The 17,091-nt window shown below is 69.1% G+C and carries 16 protein-coding genes; 4 read left to right on the forward strand and 12 right to left on the reverse strand.

From position 1 onward, the window contains the following. Positions 1-7: 7 nt before the first annotated feature. A complete protein-coding gene (locus ACI3KS_RS17285) occupies positions 8-1,057 on the forward strand; it encodes a DUF5937 family protein (RefSeq protein WP_404919772.1) in 1,050 nt (349 codons plus the stop codon). A 16-nt stretch (positions 1,058-1,073) separates the two neighbouring features. Here ACI3KS_RS17285 and ACI3KS_RS17290 read toward each other — a convergent pair whose 3' ends face one another. Next, positions 1,074-1,532, reverse strand: a complete 459-nt coding sequence (locus ACI3KS_RS17290) for an Lrp/AsnC family transcriptional regulator (protein WP_404919773.1) — start codon at positions 1,530-1,532, stop codon at positions 1,074-1,076. A 71-nt stretch (positions 1,533-1,603) separates the two neighbouring features. On the opposite strand from ACI3KS_RS17290, the gene ACI3KS_RS17295 reads away from it, so the two are divergent. Beyond that, positions 1,604-3,034 (forward strand): DUF6421 family protein, encoded by a 1,431-nt coding sequence (locus tag ACI3KS_RS17295; RefSeq protein ID WP_404919774.1) that lies wholly within the window; start codon positions 1,604-1,606, stop codon positions 3,032-3,034. A gap of 103 nt (positions 3,035-3,137) precedes the next feature. After that, positions 3,138-3,779 carry an SDR family NAD(P)-dependent oxidoreductase gene (locus ACI3KS_RS17300; protein ID WP_404919775.1) on the forward strand — a complete coding sequence of 214 codons (642 nt, stop codon included), beginning with the start codon at positions 3,138-3,140 and terminating at the stop codon, positions 3,777-3,779. 40 nt (positions 3,780-3,819) lie between these two features. Here the strand turns inward: ACI3KS_RS17300 and ACI3KS_RS17305 are convergent, their stop codons facing one another. Both ACI3KS_RS17305 and ACI3KS_RS17310 read right to left on the reverse strand, forming a co-directional pair. Beyond that, entirely contained in the window at positions 3,820-4,413 is a 594-nt protein-coding gene (locus ACI3KS_RS17305; RefSeq protein WP_404919776.1) for a GNAT family N-acetyltransferase, read from the reverse strand. A gap of 19 nt (positions 4,414-4,432) precedes the next feature. Beyond that, positions 4,433-5,947: an MFS transporter gene (locus ACI3KS_RS17310; RefSeq protein WP_404919777.1), complete on the reverse strand. Its 1,515-nt coding sequence runs from the start codon at positions 5,945-5,947 to the stop codon at positions 4,433-4,435. A gap of 74 nt (positions 5,948-6,021) precedes the next feature. Between ACI3KS_RS17310 and ACI3KS_RS17315 the strand changes: the two genes are divergently transcribed. After that, on the forward strand, positions 6,022-7,089 hold the full coding sequence (locus ACI3KS_RS17315) for a threonine aldolase family protein (RefSeq protein WP_404919778.1): 1,068 nt from the start codon (positions 6,022-6,024) through the stop codon (positions 7,087-7,089). Between the two features lie 146 nt (positions 7,090-7,235). Here the strand turns inward: ACI3KS_RS17315 and ACI3KS_RS17320 are convergent, their stop codons facing one another. From ACI3KS_RS17320 to ACI3KS_RS17360, 9 genes are all read right to left on the reverse strand, one after another. Beyond that, complete coding sequence (locus ACI3KS_RS17320) at positions 7,236-8,477, reverse strand: four-carbon acid sugar kinase family protein (RefSeq protein ID WP_404919779.1); 1,242 nt, start codon at positions 8,475-8,477, stop codon at positions 7,236-7,238. Next, positions 8,474-9,349 (reverse strand): NAD(P)-dependent oxidoreductase, encoded by an 876-nt coding sequence (locus ACI3KS_RS17325; protein WP_404919780.1) that lies wholly within the window; start codon positions 9,347-9,349, stop codon positions 8,474-8,476. Before ACI3KS_RS17325 ends, ACI3KS_RS17320 begins: the two co-directional genes overlap by 4 nt. 67 nt (positions 9,350-9,416) lie before the next feature. Continuing rightward, positions 9,417-10,808, reverse strand: coding sequence for an MFS transporter (locus ACI3KS_RS17330; RefSeq protein ID WP_404919781.1), 1,392 nt, complete (start codon positions 10,806-10,808; stop codon positions 9,417-9,419). A gap of 194 nt (positions 10,809-11,002) precedes the next feature. Next, positions 11,003-11,773, reverse strand: coding sequence for an SDR family NAD(P)-dependent oxidoreductase (locus ACI3KS_RS17335; RefSeq protein WP_404919782.1), 771 nt, complete (start codon positions 11,771-11,773; stop codon positions 11,003-11,005). A 12-nt stretch (positions 11,774-11,785) separates the two neighbouring features. After that, on the reverse strand, positions 11,786-12,757 hold the full coding sequence (locus ACI3KS_RS17340) for a 3-hydroxyacyl-CoA dehydrogenase family protein (RefSeq protein WP_404919783.1): 972 nt from the start codon (positions 12,755-12,757) through the stop codon (positions 11,786-11,788). Positions 12,758-12,787: 30 nt separating this feature from the next. After that, positions 12,788-13,738, reverse strand: coding sequence for a sugar phosphate isomerase/epimerase family protein (locus ACI3KS_RS17345; protein ID WP_404919784.1), 951 nt, complete (start codon positions 13,736-13,738; stop codon positions 12,788-12,790). Positions 13,739-13,892: 154 nt separating this feature from the next. Further along, the gene (locus tag ACI3KS_RS17350; RefSeq protein ID WP_404919785.1) at positions 13,893-14,615 is read right to left on the reverse strand and encodes a GntR family transcriptional regulator; all 723 of its coding nucleotides are present in this window, start codon (positions 14,613-14,615) and stop codon (positions 13,893-13,895) included. A gap of 121 nt (positions 14,616-14,736) precedes the next feature. Beyond that, positions 14,737-15,222 carry a ribose-5-phosphate isomerase gene (locus ACI3KS_RS17355; protein WP_404919786.1) on the reverse strand — a complete coding sequence of 162 codons (486 nt, stop codon included), beginning with the start codon at positions 15,220-15,222 and terminating at the stop codon, positions 14,737-14,739. Between the two features lies 1 nt (position 15,223). Next, on the reverse strand, positions 15,224-16,945 hold the full coding sequence (locus ACI3KS_RS17360) for a dihydroxyacetone kinase family protein (protein WP_404919787.1): 1,722 nt from the start codon (positions 16,943-16,945) through the stop codon (positions 15,224-15,226). Positions 16,946-17,091: the final 146 nt, after the last annotated feature.

Consider the following 17,091-nt stretch of genomic DNA (forward strand, 5'->3'; position numbering starts at 1 on the left):
TTTCGATGTGGATCGAAACTCGACAGGGGCATCCGTCGTTCGTGACGCCCCCGTGGAGGGCGTCGAGCATCCGGATCACCGCGTCGAGTTCGAGTTGAGCCCCGGTGACATCCAAGCCGTGCGGTTCGGCATCTCGCCGGGTCACGAGCTCGCCCACGCCGTCAGAGTGCTGCTGCGCCCGGAGCAGCATCCGCTGCAATGGGGATGGCTCCGTTCCGCCCGGGCACGGCTGCCTCGCGAAGGCTTCCGCCTGCTGGCGGCCGTGATCGGCGACGACGGCTACCTGCCGGATTTCCTCACCACGACCGCCGCGTGGGACCTGACTCCCGACGCCGAGCTCGAGGCGCTCCGCCGCGCGCCCCTGGCCGGCATGCGCGTGGACTTCGGCAAGATGGTCGCGCGTTCGACCGGCGCGCGGCAGCAGGCGCTGCGCGACATGCAGGATCGTCCGCAACGGGCCAGGAACCTGATCGCCGAAGCCTGGTCGGACGTGTGGGACGCGGTGCTCGCGCCGGTGTGGCCCCAGCTCGAGCGGATCCTCCGCGCCGACATCGCGGTGCGCGCTCGCACGATCGCGTCGGCGGGCATCGGCGCGATGGCGGGCGATCTGCATCCACGGGTGAGTTGGGGCGCAGGCGCCGTGCAGGTGCGGCTTCGCCGGCACAGCGAGCAGGTCGACCGCCGCGGCAGTGGGCTCGTGCTCGTGCCGTCGGTGATGTCGTCGTGGGGCTGCATGGTCCTGACCGAGCCACCGGCGCAACCGACGCTCTTCTATCCCGCTCGCGGGGTGACGGCGGGGTGGGCGCGAGGCACGGTTGAGATCGCCGACGCCCTGGGTGCGCTCCTCGGTCCGGCCAGGGCCGGCATCCTGCTCTCCGCGGACAGCGCGCGCACGACGTCTCAGGTGGCAGCGGATGCCGGGATCTCCGCCTCCACGGCATCCCATCACCTCACCGTGCTCCGCGGTGCCGGGCTGATCGCCAGCGAACGCGACGCGGCACGGATGCTGCATCAGCGCACTCCTCTCGGAGAAGCGATGATCGGCGCTGCGCTCTGACGGGGACGTGAGCGGATCAGGCGGTCGCACCGACCGGGATGATCGGACGGTGCTCGTAATAGGTCTGCAGCACGACAGTCGTGCGCGTGCTGACATTCGCGGCGAGGCGGATGTCCCGGACGAGCCCTTCCAACGACCGAGGAGACGGCACGCGGACGAACAGCATGTAACTCGCATCGCCGGCGATCGAATGACACGCCTCGATCGCGTCGAGGTGCTCGAGGAGCTCCGGGGCGTTGTCCGGCTGAGCAGGATCCAACGGGGTGATCTCGATGAAGGCCGACAGCGGCGTGCCCACCTGCTCGGGATCGAGCACCGCACGGTACCCCGAGATCACCCCCCTGGTCTCGAGTCGTTTCAGGCGCGACTGCACGGCCGATACGGACAGTCCGACGGCATCGGAGAGGTGGGCGAGTGTGACGCGCCCGTCGCGCGACACCTCCGCGAGGATCGCGCGGTCGACAGAGTCATCCATACATGAAACAATATCGGTAGAAGCCGGGTTGCACCGGAAAATTTCCTAAAGCCTCACGATCGGAGGGTCCGATGTCCATCATCTCCAGTAACGCACACGCCATCATCGGCGAGCCCGAGGTCGTCGAGGACGCATCCGTCGCCGAGCACAGCGCCGCCTGGGCCCAGCTCAAGGATGCCGCAATCGCCATCCGCGCGCTGCAGATCAAGGACGGATCGATCCCGGATGCTGCGCACCACGCGCACGCCCGTGACCTCGTCGCCGCGATCACCTCGGCCATCCGCGCCCTCGCCCCGGCCTTCCCGCACGACGCCGAGTATCTCGCGGCATCCGTCGTCGACTTCGAACGCTGGGTCGCCTCGGACTTCGGCGTGCCGGACTTCCTCGACTCGCTCGTGGCGTTCCAGCCTCAGCAGCACCGCGTCGACGGCATCCGCCATCTCGTGGTCTTCCCGATGTACACCCAGAACGGCTCGAGCGATCGTCTCGTCGAGGCGCTCATCGTGCAGGCCATCTGGCCGGACTTCATCGCGGCCCTCGAGGCCGGAGACTACGGCAACAAGCTCTTCGTCTCCCTGCGCCTGGTCGACTTCACCCCGGGCTACGACACGAACTCCGCGGTGCTGTTCCCCGAGACCGTCGCCATGCGCGAGATCCCTTCGTTCACGTGGGGCGCGATCTTCCAGGACCGCGAGGCCGCCCGCTATCGCCGCGTCACCCGCGCGGCCGCGGAGATCACGAACCTCGAGCTCCCCGAGCGTGCCGCCGCGATGCTCGACGACCAGGCACTCACCGAGCGCGCGTTCGTGATGTGGGACATCATCCACGACCGCACGCACATGCGGGGCGACCTGCCGTTCGACCCGTTCATGATCAAGCAGCGGATGCCGTTCTTCCTGTACTCGCTCGAGGAGATGCGGTGCGACATGACCGCGTTCCGCGAGTCGGTGCGCATCGAGCGCGCCCTCGCGGCCCGGATCGAGGCGGGTGAGGAGCTGACGGATGCCGAGCGCGAGATGCACGAGCACGCCGGCCTCGTGCAGTACGCCGTGATCTTCGACCGGATCTTCCGTTTCGCGATCACCGGCACGCGCATCCGCAACTACGACGCGGTCGGCGGGCAGCTGCTGTTCGCCTGGCTGCACCAGCGCGGCGTGCTGCACTGGACCGACACCGCTCTCGCCTTCGACTGGGAGAACGTGCCCGACGCGGTCGTCGCCCTGGGAGATGCGATCGACGACCTGTACTGGCACTCGATCGACCGCCCGAAGGTCGCGCACTGGCTCGCGGCGTACGAGCTGGTCCGTGGCACGCTCACCCCGCACCCGGCCTCGCAGTGGGCACGCGGCCTGTCCGACGAGATCCTCGCGGGCGCACCCAAGGGCTACACGGATGCGGTGATGGACGACGAGTTCCCGCTGTCGATGTTCTTCGAGACCCTCGACAAGAAGCTCAAGCCCGTCATCGAATCGACCGTCGGCATCCGCGGCACGGACGACTGAGCCGCGATCGCTCGCAATTTCTGCGGCCAGTTCCACCTTCTGAGGCCAGAATGGTGAGTTCTGGCCGCAGAAGTCGCTATTGGCCGCAAGAGTTGAGGACCTCATGACCGTGTCTAACCGGACCATCGTGCTCGCCGGCGCGACCAGCGCGGCAGGTCTCACCGTCGCGCAGCGACTCTTGGAGGCAGGCGCGCACGTCGTCGCGACCGGTCGCTCCGCGGAGCGCCTCGAGCCGCTGCGCGCGAACGGCGCTCAGGTGGAGGTCGCGGACGCCACGTCCCTGGGGGCGATGAACGAGCTGGCCGCGCGGCTGGGGCCGGTTGACGGCGTGATCCCACTGGTGGGCGGCTGGCGAGGCGGCGGCGGGCTCGCCGGGCAGACGGATGCCGACTTCGAGGCGCTCCTGCCGGCACTCCACGCCGTGCGAGCCACGAGCCGCGCGTTCGAGGCCGCGCTGCTCGCTTCGGATGCCGGACGCTTCGCGATCGTGTCATCGACGGCGGTCGCCCGCCCGCTCGCCGGCGGAGCGAACTACGCCGCCGTCAAAGCCGCGAGCGAAGCCTGGGCGCGGGCGGTCGCGCAGGGATTCGCGAAGTCCGCGCGAGAGGCGGAAGCACCGCTGCGTGCAGCATCCGTCGTGTTCCGCGCGAAGGCGGTGGACCCGGGTGCGCTCGCCGATGCGATCCGCGCGCTCTGGGATGCCGAGGGCCCCGACCTCAACGATCAAGTCGTCGCGCTCGACTGACGGCGCCCTCGGTGGGCATCTGCTCGATGTTCGGCGCTCGTCAGAACTCGCGGCGCATCACCACTCGACGAGTCGTGGGGTGGCTCACCTCCACGAATCCGGCCGCCGCGAACGGGCCGACCGCCCCCACGTTCATCTCCCCCCACGCGATCTTCGTTCCGCCGGTCAGCATCGGATACCCCTCGATGGCGGCCGCTCCACCCGACCGCGCATGGTCGACCGCCGCGGCGACCAGCGGATACGTCAATCCGCGTCCGCGGAAGCCTGGTCTGACGATCAGGCAGGCGACCGCCCACACCCGGTCGTCGTCCTTCCGCTCATCTCGCCCCGCCCAGGGAACCGATGATCCTCGGAGCCGGCCGTAGACGTTGCGCCGATCGACAGCACACCAACCGACCGGCTCACCGTCGAGATATGCGACCAGTCCGATGCTCCGCGACGATCGGGGATCTTCTCCTTGTCGATCTTCTCCCCGCAGCTCGCTGCGGAGGAGATCGCGGCGGGCCTCGACCGGCATGTGCCACCAGTCGCCGTCGCCGAGGCGCTGCCGCTCGCACTGGCAGCGGCCTGCGGATCCCGTCAGGATCAACTGCACATCGTCCCAGCTCGCCTCGTCCGCGGGCACGACGCGCACCCGCGGATCCTCGACAAGATCACCCGGGCTCACGATCGCCACCATGCGGCTCCGGGTCGTCGATCAACGCTCGACCTCCGCGTGCGGAGATCGGATCGACGAGCACGTCGGCTCTCGCCGGAGTCGCGACCGTGTCCGGCGATTCTGGGCCGGAAGCCGTGGCTGCACTGGTGCCGTCCTCGCTCCCGGATTCTTGTCCACCCTCGTCGCCGATCTTCTGCTCCGGCGCATTCGCGTACAGGTCGGTGAGCGTGCGGTACGAGCGCGTGAGGAATGCGAGGCCCCCGACGACCACCATGATCAGACCCGCGAACAGGCAGATCAGGGCGATGCCCCGAGCCTCGCCTTCGCCGAGGAGCCAGCCCCACTGGGCCGCTCCGGCGGGCGTCCGCATATAGGGGATGATGAGGAACTCCGCGATCGGCGCGATGAGGAACGCGGTGATCGGCGCGGCTGCCGCCTCCATCGCCGCTGCGACACCGAACACGCGTCCCTGACGCTCGAAGGGCACCACCTTCTGGATGATCGTCTGCTCCGCCGCCTCGGCCGGCGGCACCAGCGCCATGTAGACCCACATGCCGATCACGTACAGCGGCCACCACTCTCTCAGCATGAACACCGACCCGAGCAGTCCCATCGCGATCACGACGAGCAGCAGCGTGCGCATGGGTTTCACCCCCAGACCGAACTTCGCCACCAGCGCACCGCCGATGAGGAAGCCCGTCGACGCAAAAGCGAGGGCGAAACCCCACATCTGCGCGTCGAAGAGCGTCAGGCCATAGGGGTCCATCAACGCCATGTACACGCCGCCGATGAGGTTGTTGAAGGTCGAGAAGACGATCAGCGCGAACAGGCCAGGGGCCAGCCGGATCGCCCGCACGCTGCCGCGGAAGTCGAGCGCGCTCGACGCCCCCGCATCCGGTTCCGGCTTCTCCTCGGGGATGCGGATGAACAGGAGGTGCACGAACGACACCGCCATGAACGCGATCGCGATCACGAGCGTCCACCCCATGCCGAGGAATCCGATCGACAGCCCCGAGAACACGCTGGTCACGAGGAAGGCGAGCCCCTGCACCGTGCCCACCAGGCCATTCGCATTCGCGCGCTTGTCCTCCTCGACCAGCAACGTGACCGTCGTGGAGAGCGCGATGTTGCGCAGCTGCTCGATCACGCCACCGAAGAGGATGACGACCGAGAAGATCCAGAACCAGGGACCGCCGAGGTCGAGCAGCGAGGACTCGCCCTGCCAGACGTAGACGATGCCGGCCACGAGGAAGGCCGCCGCGGACACGACGCTCGACAGCAGCATGACCGTATGTTTGCGGTGTCGATCGACGACCGTGCCGAACACCATCGCGAAGAACGCGATGAAGAGCATGTAGGCGCCACCGATGACGCCGGTGGCGAGCACCGACTGCGTCTCGATGTAGACCCAGAAGGTGAGCGCGAACCAGAGGAAGCTCGTCGTCACGTTGGCGATCAGCGTGTTGACGAGCACGTTCGCGAAGGCGGTCTTCGCAGCGGTGCGTTCCATGTGTCCGAGGGTAGACCGGGCCTCGGACATCGGGAAGATCAGCCGGGTGATGACCTGCGAAATAGAATCGGGAGGTGAGCATTCAGCATGACCCCGCGATCCGGGGATTCGCCAGCGACAACTACTCCGGCATCCATCCCGATGTCCTCTCCGCCATCGCGACCGCCAACGGCGGCCACCAGGTCGCCTACGGCGAGGACGCATACACCGAGCGTCTGCAGGAGGTGTTCCGCTCGCACTTCGGCGAGCAGGCGCAGGCCTTCCCCGTCTTCAACGGCACGGGTGCGAACGTCACAGGGCTGCAGTCGATGCTGCCGCGCTGGGGAGCCGTGATCGCAGCATCCACCGCCCACATCAACGTCGACGAGGGCGGTGCTCCCGAACGAATCGGCGGGTTCAAGATCCTCACCGTTCCGACCGACGACGGCAAGCTCACCCCGGAGCTCGTCGACCTCGAGGCCTGGGGCTGGGGCGACGAGCATCGCGCCCAGCCGCTCGTGGTCTCGATCACGCAGTCCACCGAGCTCGGCACCCTGTACACCGCCGACGAGATCCGCGCCCTCGCAGATCACGCGCACGAGCGCGGGATGCGCCTGCACGTGGACGGCGCCCGCCTCTCGAACGCCGCCGCCGCTCTCGACCTGCCGCTGCGCGCCTTCACGACGGATGCCGGAGTCGACGTGCTCAGCTACGGCGGCACCAAGAACGGCGCAATGCTCGGCGAGGCGATCGTCGTGCTGAACCCCGAGGCCTCCACGGGCCTGTCGTACTCGCGCAAGTTCAACATGCAGCTGTCGTCGAAGATGCGCTTCGTCTCGGCTCAGCTCATCGCGCTGCTCGAGGGCGACCTCTGGCTGCGCAACGCCCGCCACGCGAATGCGATGGCGCAGCGCCTGCGCGGGGCGATCGAGCAGCGCATCGCCGCCGGCGAGATCCACGGAGTGAGCTTCACTCAGCAGACGCAGGCCAACGGCGTGTTCGCCCAGCTGCCCGACGGCGTCGCCGACCGCCTGCGCGAGAGCTTCCGCTTCTACGACTGGGATGCCGCGCGCAACGAGGTGCGCTGGATGTGCGGCTTCGACACGCACGAGGACGACGTCGACGCGTTCGTCGACGCGCTGGCCGCGCTCACCCGCGCCTGAGGCGGCAGCGGCGCGCCCGACCGAGCCGCCGATTGCACGATCTCGCCGAGTGCACGACACGTTGACGTGAACGTCCCGTGCACTCGGCGACTTCACGTGCACTCGGCGGCGGTGACGAGGACGGGCGGGACGACGAGCGACGAGCCTCAGCGCCGCAACGCGGCCAGCACGTCGGTCAGGGCTGCGGCGTCGCCGACATTGCCCGGGACCACGACGTAGAGCTTCGGGTCGCCCTCGGTGGACTCGAGGTCCCAGACCGAGACCCCTGGGATCACCTGGCCGCGCACCACCGCGCGGCTCGCACCCACGCCCGTGCGGGCGAGCTCGGCAGAGGTGATGCCGCCCTTCGCGATGACCGCGTCGACCTCGGGCACGAGTGCGCGCACCGCGACGGTGAGCGCCTGCATGACGAGCTCGCCGTGGCGCAGGGTGTTGTGCTCTGCATGGCGATGGCGTTCGGTCGTCACGACCGCGAGGCCGCCGTCGCTCAACCGTGACCGCGCAGCAGACGCTGCCGCGAGTCCCGCCGCCACCGGGTCGGTGAAGGCATCGTCGGTGGGGATCACGACCGCCGGGCCGTGCACTGCCTCTACCGCGACGAGCTGCGCGGTCGCACCCGCGGTGTGCGAACCGCAGGCCAGCAGGGTCGGCACGGCAGAGGCGAGAAGCGGCGTCGACAGCAGGCCGTCGCTCTGCACATCCGCGAGCGCCGCGGCGAGCGGAGCCGCGCTGCGCACCACGACCGATCGGCCCGCGCGCCGCGCGGCCACGATCGCCTCGGCGATCAGGCGGATGTCGGCATCCGTCTCGGCATCCGGCAGGACCACGGCTCCTGCGGGGGCCGTCGCGATGGCGGACGCCACAGCCCCCGCCCGCACGTCGGCGAGCCCTACGGGCACGGCGGCGCGCGACGACTTCTCGGCGACGTACTCGGTGAGGATCCCGGAGGAGAACGGGAAGACCGGATCCTGCGCGTACTCGGTGAGGTGTGCAGGGCGGTCCACGCCATCGATGCGCACCAGATGCACGCCGTCGACGGTCGTCCGGCCGCCCGCGGGGAACGCCGGGCTGAACACGATGACCGAGTCCTCATCGAGGAACTGCTCGGTCTCGGCGAAGACGTGTCCCCGCAACGTGGAGTCGCCGCGCAGCACGAACTGGACATCCTCCCCCAGCTCTCGGGCAGCTGATCGAGCGGCATCCCGGACCGACGACACCAGGGCGACCGCGGCCTCCTCGTCGATCGCCCGCGAGTTGGTCTGGACGTAGACGCTGTCGGCTCCGCGCAGCACGTCGCGGATCGCGGCGGCGTCGTACTCCAGCAGGACGGTCACACCCGAGGCCGACTGCGTGCCGGTGGGGTCGTCGTCGAGCACCACGGTCTTCACGATGCACTCCTGTTCCGGTAGGTCTCGATGACGCTCGAGTCGTCATGGGTGCGCAGCCCCGAGGCGTCCGCCTGCAGGAATCGCTCGCGCGCGGCCGTGAGGATCGGCAGTTCGGCGGATGCCGCAGCACCGGCATCCGCGACCAGACCGGTGTCCTTCACGAAGATGCCGATCTGACTCAGCACCGGGGCATCGGGGCTCTGCAGCATCCGCGGCCCACGGTCGCCCAGCATGAACGAGGCGGCGGCACCCTGGCCGACCACATCGAGGACGAACTCCGGATCGAGGCCCAGCGACTCGGCGAGTGCAAGGGCCTCGGCCGCCGCCGCGATGTGCACGGCGCACAGGTGCTGGTTGACGACCTTCACGGACTGGCCGTCGCCGACCTCCGTGCCGACGACGCGCGGGGCGCCCATGGCCTGCAGCACGTCGTCGACGCGCGCGAGATCGCCCTCGGAGCCCGACACGAACAGCGCGAGGTCTCCGCGAGACGCGCGGGCGATGCCGCCCGAGACGGGGGCGTCGACGACGGATGCCCCGGCATCTGCGAGCCGTCGGCCCTGGGCGCGCACAGCATCCGGTCCGACCGTCGACATGATGATCCACGTCGCGCCGGCGGCGGCATCCGCCTCGATCGCCGCATCGACGACGGAGTCGAGCTGGTCGGCGGTCGCGACCATCACGACGACCACGTCGGCAGGCGCGACCTCGGCCAGAGTCGGCACAGCGCGGATGCCGGCGTCGGCCGCACGCTCACGTCCGGCCTCGGCGGGTTCGATGCCGGTGACGTCGAATCCGGCCCTGACGATGCTCAGGGCCATGGGGAGCCCGATGGCTCCCAGCCCGATGAAGGCGATGCTCGATCGCGTCATGATTGCCCCTTCGAAGGTGCGTGTGCAGAACGGGGTGCGCATCGGACGATGCGCACCCCATTCGTGGTCAGTGTCCCGGTGTGGGTTCCGAGAGCAGGGCGTCGGCCTTCGCGTGGAAGAACCGCGTGGCCCACATCAGCACGGCGGCGACGAAGGCGAACAGGCCGAGCGACACCACACCCCAGGCTCCGCTCTCGGTCGGGATCGACTCGTTCACGCCCGTGCGCATGATCGGGGCGACGAAGCCGCCCAGGTTGCCGAGGGAGTTGATGAGGCCGATGCCGGCGGCCGCGGCGGCTCCGGTGAGGAACGAGGTCGGGAACGACCACGTGATCGGACCGGTCGAGAGGAACGCCGCGACGGCGATCGTGATCGCGACGATGCCGAGCAGTCCCTGCCCGTTCGCGCCCGCCCACGCCGAGACGAGGATCGCGAGGCCGGTGATGAGGAAGAACAGCGCACCCCACACCCGACGACGGCGCACCGTGGTGGCGTGCTTGCCGACGTAATAGCAGGCGAACAGACCGACCGCCCACGGGATGGCCGAGACGAGACCGACCTGCCAGCCCACCGACTGGCCGATGAGGCTCGAGACCTGCTGCGGCAGGTAGAACGTCGTTCCGTACACGGCGATCTGCAGGCAGAAGTAGATCGCGGTGAAGTACCAGACCTTCCAGCTGATGAGCGCCGCACCGATACCGCGCGGGCCGTCGGCCTCCTTGACCGAGTCCTCGTGCTCCATGACGTCCTTGAGCGCGGCCTTCTCGTCGTCGTTCAGGAACTTCGCCTTCTGCGGAGAGTCGACGAGGAAGAAGAACGCGGCGATGCCGGCGACGACGGCCATCATGCCCTCGACGAAGAACATCACCTGCCATCCGGCCCACGGTGTGACCTGGTCTCCGAAACTGATCAGACCGCCCGAGAGGGGGGCGCCGAGCATCTGCGAGAACGGCTGCGCGAGGTAGAAGAGCGCGAACATCTGCACCCGGCGCTTGTTGGGGAACCACTGCGCGAGGAACATGATCACGCCGGGGAACAGACCGGCCTCGGTGACACCCAGCAGGAAGCGCAGGATGATGAACATCGTCTCGCCGTTGACGAAGGCGAAGGCCGCGGCGACGATTCCCCACGTGATGGCGATGCGTGCGAGCCAGAACCGGGCGCCGAACTTGTCGAGCAGCAGGTTCGAGGGGATCTCGAAGATCGCGTAGCCGATGAAGAAGATGCCAGCGCCGAGGGCGTAGGCACCGGCCGAGATACCGCGGTCGATCTCCATCGCGGATTCGGCGAAGCCGACGTTCGTGCGGTCGAGGAACGCGACGAAGTACAGGATGATGAGCATCGGCATCAGGCGGAAGGTCGCCTTCTTGATGCCGCTGGCCAGGTGCGGGCTGGACAGCAGGCCCTGCGCGGCCGTGACGTTGGCCCGGGTCTCCGGGCCGTGTGCGGGGGTGGACACGAGTGTGACTCTCCTTTGAGTGTGCTGCGGATGCTGAAGGGTGGAGTGGCGGTGGGCGGCTCAGCTGCCCAGCGCCGGGATGATCAGGAAGAGGCCGACGGCCACGCAGATCACCCCGAGCGCCAGGAACGCGATGCGCCCCTTGGACCAGGAACGGGTCATGAGGTTCTCTCTGTCGATGCGAGCAGGGATGCTCAGTGCATGTAGAGGCCGCCGTCGACGTTCAGGGTCTGGCCCGTCACGAATCCGGCGTCTTCGCTGATGAGGTAGGCGACCGCGGCGGCGATGTCGGTCGGCGTGCCGATGCGCGGCAGGACGCCGTCGGCGGCCATCGCGGTCTTGCGCTCCTCGGTGAGGGTGCCGCCCATGATGTCGGTGTCGATCGGTCCGGGCGAGATCACGTTCGCGGTGATGCCGAGCGGGCCGAGCTCGCGGGCGATCGAGCGCATGAGGCCGATCACGCCCGCCTTCGAGGCCGAGTACGGGGTCTTCGAGAAAGTGCCGCCACCGCGCTGCGCCGACACCGAGGAGATGCCGACCAGACGACCGACGCCGTTCTCGGCCAGGGTGCGCGAGACGCGCTGGGTGACCCAGTGCACGCCCTCGAGGTTGATGGAGTTGACACGGTGCCACTCCTCGGGCGTGACCTCGAGGTAGGGCACGGGCGAGGAGACGCCGGCGAAGTTCACGAGCGCGACGATCTGCGGCAGCTCGGCCTCGAGAGCGTCCACGGCGGCGACGGCCTGTTCGCGGTCGGCGACGTTCGCACCGGCTCCGGCGGCCTTGACGCCGTGCTGGGCCGAGACCTCGGCGGCCGTGGCCGCTGCGGCCTCACCGTCGACATCGATGATGCCGACGTTCCAGCCACGCTCAGCCAGGTAGAAGGCGGTGGCGCGACCGATGCCGCGAGGGCTGGCGGCACCGGTGAGGATGACGGTGCGTTCTGCGGGGAAAGCGGATGCCATGACAGGGGTCCTTCAGCTCTGGGCGGGGTGGATCGGGGCCGGGCCGAGCTCGTCGACGAGCTTCTTCATCGCGACGTAGGCCCTGTTGCGGTACGCGATGAGCTCGGGGGTGCGGTCGGCGGGCACATCGAGGAACCCGGCGCCCGACTTGGTGCCGAGCTTGCCCGCGTCGACGAGGTCCTGCAGCGCCTTGGGCGTCGCGAAGCGCTCGGGGAACTCGGTCTGCAGCGAGGCGTAGCAGAACGCGTAGACATCGAGACCCGCCATGTCGGCGATCGCGAACGGGCCGAAGAACGGCAGGCGGAACCCGAACGTCGTGCGGACGATCGTGTCGATGTCCTCGGGCGTCGCGACTCCCTCTTCGACGAGCTGGGTCGCCTCGTGGAACAGCGCGTACTGCAGACGGTTGAGCACGAAGCCGGTCGCGTCCTTGACGCGCGCGGTCTCCTTGCCGGTCGCGGCGACGATCGCCTCGACGACGGGAAGCACGCTCTCGTCGGTCGCTCCGTGCGGGATGAGCTCGACACCGGGGATGAACGGAGCCGGGTTCGAGAAGTGCACGCCGAGGAAGCGCTCGGGGTTCACGACCGCCTCGGCGAGCTTGCCGATGAGGATCGTCGAGGTGTTGCTGCCGATGATCGCGTCGGGCGCCGCGGCCTCGGAGATCCGGCGCAGGGTCGCGTGCTTGATCTCGATCTTCTCGGGCACGGCCTCCTCGATGAACGAGGCGCCGGCGACGGCATCCTCGATCGTGGCCGCGGTGAGCCGCTCGGCGATGATCGCCGGAGCGTCGGCGGGGAAGAGCCCGTCGGCGGCGAACTGCTCGGCTTCGGTGATCAGGCGCTCGCGGTTGCTCTGCGCGATCGCGAGGTCGACGTCGGCGATGCGCACGTCGGCGCCGGACAGGGCGAGCGACTGGGCGATGCCGCCGCCCATGTAGCCGCTGCCGATCACCGCGTACACGGGACGGTCGTTGTCAGTCATCACGTTCTCCTTCGTCGTGCTGTTCGTCGTTCAGGCGTTGATCTGCTCGGGGAGCAGCGTGCGCAGGTAGTCGCGGTTGGTGGCGCAGACGCCGAGGCTGTCGCCGCCGTACTGCTCCATGAGGAACGGACCGCGGAAGCCGAGCTCGATCGCCTGGTCGACGACCTCGCGATAGTTGATGAGTCCGAGTTCCATGCTCGTGGGGACCGAGGTCGCCCAGCTGCCATCGGCGGCCTCATCGCGCGTGTAGTTCTTCACGTGCCAGTAGTTCGCGTACGGCAGGGTCTTGGCGTGCATCTCGCGCCAGTCCTCGATGGGGCGGTGCAGGCGGATGAGGTTGGCGATGTCGGGGTTGAGGCCGACGTTGTCGAGACCGATCTCCTCGATCAGGCGCACGGCGCTGTCGGCGGTGCCGAGGTACGTGTCCTCGTACATCTCGAGCGCCATCGGAAGACCGACGGATGCCGCATGCTCGCCCAGCTCGCGCAGGCGCTTCACCGCGAGCGCGCGGGTGTCGGCGTCGTCCGGGTCGACGGGTCCCTGCGCGGTCCAGAACCACAGCGCCTTGCGCTGCGCCTCGGAGAACGGCTGGTGCAGGCCGGTCGAGAACACCCGCATGCCGAGTTCGGCCGCGGCGTCGATCGCACGGTGCGCGTAGGCGAGGTTCTGCTCGCCCTTGCCCGGCTCGATCACGCTCTGGCGCTGCACGTGCACGGACAGCAGCTCGACGCCGTGGCTCTCGGCGATCTGCTTGAGCTCGACGCGGCGCTCGGGGCTGAGCTCGGACGGCTGGATGTGGTTGTCGGCGATCTCCACGGCGGTGAAGCCGAGGCGCTCGATCTGACGGAAGACCCCGTCCCACTTCTCGGCGGGCGCGTCGTGCAGCGGACCGCCATGGGCGAATCCGTGCATGCAGACGGCGATGGGCCAGTTCTCCCTGGTGAGGGTCTCGCTGGTGAGCGGGTGCGACGTTGCGGTCATGACGACTCCGTTGACGATCTGTGAACCCTTGCGGCTCTTCCTAGATCCTATAGGAAATAGGAGGAACGTCAAGCGGCAGATCTCGCCACCTTCCGTCGTCGCCGGAATGGGAAAGGAGGAGAGCACAGCGGATGCTGCAGCATCCGCTCCCGCGTCAGATCTGCTCGAGATCCAGCGAGCGGGCACGCACCTGCTCGATGTGCCGCTGCATCAGACGCTCGGGCGCATCAGGATCGTCGCCGGCGAACGCATCGGCGATGGCCTCGTGCTCGGCGATCGCCTCGCGCACATCGGTCACGCCGTGCAGCACCGACTGGCGCATGCGGTGCAGCTGCGCTCCGAGCGACTCCGACATCTCGGTGAGGTAGCGGTTGCCGCAGTGTTCGAACACGACGCGGTGGAATGCGGCATCCGCGGCGAAGTAGGCGGTCGTGAGTTCCACATCGGTGACGCCGGAGCGCAGCGCGGTGATCACGCGTTCGCCGATCCGGCGATGCTCCTCCTCCGCCGCACGCAGCTCGTCGAGCATCTGCGTGGACGCCGGTGTGGCCAGCCGCGCAGCCCGCGACTCGAGCATGATGCGCGCCTCGAACAGTTCTCGCAACTGCTCGAGGCCGAGCGGCGGGGCGACACGGTAGCCCTTCAGCGCCTCACGGGTGACGAGCCCGGTGCGCTCGAGCTGCACCATCGCCTCACGCACCGGCGTCGGCGAGACGTCCAGCTGCCGGGCGATCGTGTCGATCGACAGCCGCTCCCCTGCGGCGACCTCGCCGCTGAGCAGCAGCTGGAGGATGCGCTCGTACACGTGGTCGCGCAGCCCTCGACGTTCGATGGTCGCGTCGAGCCCGCGCAGGCTGCCGTCACGTGCTGTCGCCATCCGTCCCTCTTCCGCCTGGGCGCGGGGCGCCCGTCGGAGCGCCCACATCTTCGAGGATGTCACGAAACCGAGCGGATGCCGCGCACCTGCGGCACGGCATCCGCTCGGGATCGCACTCCGGTCAGACCCCTTCGTACGCGCAGATCTCGCGGACCTTGTCGGCCGACGCGCTCTGCGGGTCGAAGGTATAGGTGAGCCACTCGGCGGCCAGACGGCGGGCCAGCTCGATGCCGATCACGCGCTGACCCATGCACAGGACCTGAGCGTCGTTGGAGAGGATCGAGCGCTCGACGCTGAACGAGTCGTGCGCCGTGACCGCGCGGATGCCCGCCACCTTGTTCGCCGCGATCGCGACACCGAGCCCGGTGCCGCACAGCAGGATGGCGCGGTCCGCGTCTCCGGCCGCGACCTTCTCGGCTGCGGTCGTGGCGATCGTCGGGTAGTTCGTGTGGCCGTCGGCGTCCACGCCCACGTCGATCACCTCGGCGACCAGGGGGTTCTGAAGGAGGTCGGCCTTGATGCGCTCCTTGTAATCGAAGCCGGCGTCGTCGGAGCCGATGACGAGCCGGAGTCCCGTGCCCGTGGATGCCGTGTCGGTGGATGCCATGTCAGTTCTGTCCCTTCAGGACGTCGAGGACGGTGTGGGTGATGAGGGCGAACGACACCGCGCCGGGGTCGGGGGTGCCGAGGCTCTTGTCGCCGTGCGAGCGGGCGCGGCCGAGCTTGGCGGTGAGGTTCGCGGTGGCCTCGGCGGCGGCGGTCGCGGTGTCCGCGGCATCCGTCCAGGCGGAGACGAGGTCGCCTCCCGCACTCAATCGCTCGGAGAGCCGGTCGGCGAAGGGCACGATCGCATCGATCATGGTCTTGTCTCCGACTGTGGCCTTGCCGAAGGACATCACGGCGTCCTTCATGCGGGCGACTCCCGCGCCCACGGCCTGCCGGTCGACGGCGGCTTCATCGCCGAGCGCGGTGCCGAGCGCGACGAGCATCTCGCCCCAGATCGCCCCGGAGGTGCCGCCGCCCTTGTCGGCCCAGGCATCCCCCGCGTGGTGCAGGGCTGTGCGGGCTCCGGCGTTCTTCTGCACGGCCTCGCGCGCGGCGGCGGCAGCCGCGCGACTGCCGCGCTGCATTCCGATGCCGTGGTCGCCGTCGCCGGCGATGCGGTCGATGCGTCCGAGCTCCTCGGCCTCGGCCTCGAGCATGGCCGCGACGGCGTCGATCGCGCGGTCGATGGTGGCGGCGGCCTCGCGCGACTCGGGGCTCGAGGGGCCGATCACGACCTCTTCCTCGGCGTCCTCCACGACGTCGACCGCGATGCGACCCTCGACCGCGCCGCGGCGATAGGCGGGGGTGTCGCACGAGGCGTGCCAGAGCCGCTCGAGTTCGTCGTCGAGCCACAGCAGCGTCAGCGATGCGCCGGCCATGTCGAAGCTCGTGCAGAACTCGCCGACCTCGGGCGAGACGACGGTGATGCCCGCCTCGGTGAGCAGGCGATCGATCGTCGCGTACACGACGTAGAGCTCCTCGTACTTCACACTGCCGAGTCCGTTCAGGATCGGCACGACGCGGGCACCCTCGAGCTCGACGCCCTCAGGCACCTCGGCGAGGAGCGACGAGACGAAGAGCTCGGCCAAACCGGCGGCGGTGGGGATGTCGACCTCATCGATGCCCGGCTCGCCGTGGATGCCGAGCCCCACGGCCATGCGCCCCTCCGGCACGGTGAACAGCGGCTCGTCCGCGCCGGGGAGCGTGCAGCCGCTGAAGGCGACCCCGAGCGAACGGGTGCGGTCGTTGGCCGTGCGGGCGAGGCGCTCGACGTCATCGAGGTCGAGTCCGTTCTCCGCGGCGGCACCGGCGATCTTGAAGACCACGAGGTCGCCCGCGACGCCGCGGCGCTTCTCGATCTCCGAGGCAGGGGCGCTCGAGATGTCGTCGGTGACGGTGACCGTGCGGCAGTCGATGCCGGCCTCGCGCATGCGCTGCTGCGCCTGACCGAAGTGCAGGACGTCGCCGGCGTAGTTGCCGTAGCTGAGCAGCACGCCCCTGCCCTCGTGGGCGGTGGTCGCGACGGAGTGCACCTGGTGCGCCGAGGGCGAGGCGAAGAGGTTGCCCATGACCGCGCCGTGCGCGAGGCCGGGCCCGACGAGACCGGCGAAGGCCGGGTAGTGCCCGCTGCCGCCGCCGATCACGACCGCGACGGTCGGATCGGCGCCACGGGTGGAGCGGACGACGCCCCCGTTCACGGGGCGCACCCAGCGGGCGGATGCCGCGGCGAAACCCACGGCCGAGTCGGCGGCGAAGTCGTCGGGATCGTTGTACAGGCGCGTCATTGCGTTCTCCTCCGTGCGGGAACAGGCTCAGCGGTGAGGTCCACGAGCAGGATGCTGTCGCATCCGGTTCTTGATCCTATAGGAAATTGGATAAGGAGGGAAGAGACACGTGCGGGGGCGGTGCCGGAGGTGGCGCGGGGCGGTGC

It is taken from the genome of Microbacterium sp. ZW T5_45 (assembly GCF_044987415.1).
Classification (GTDB): Bacteria; Actinomycetota; Actinomycetes; order Actinomycetales; family Microbacteriaceae; genus Microbacterium.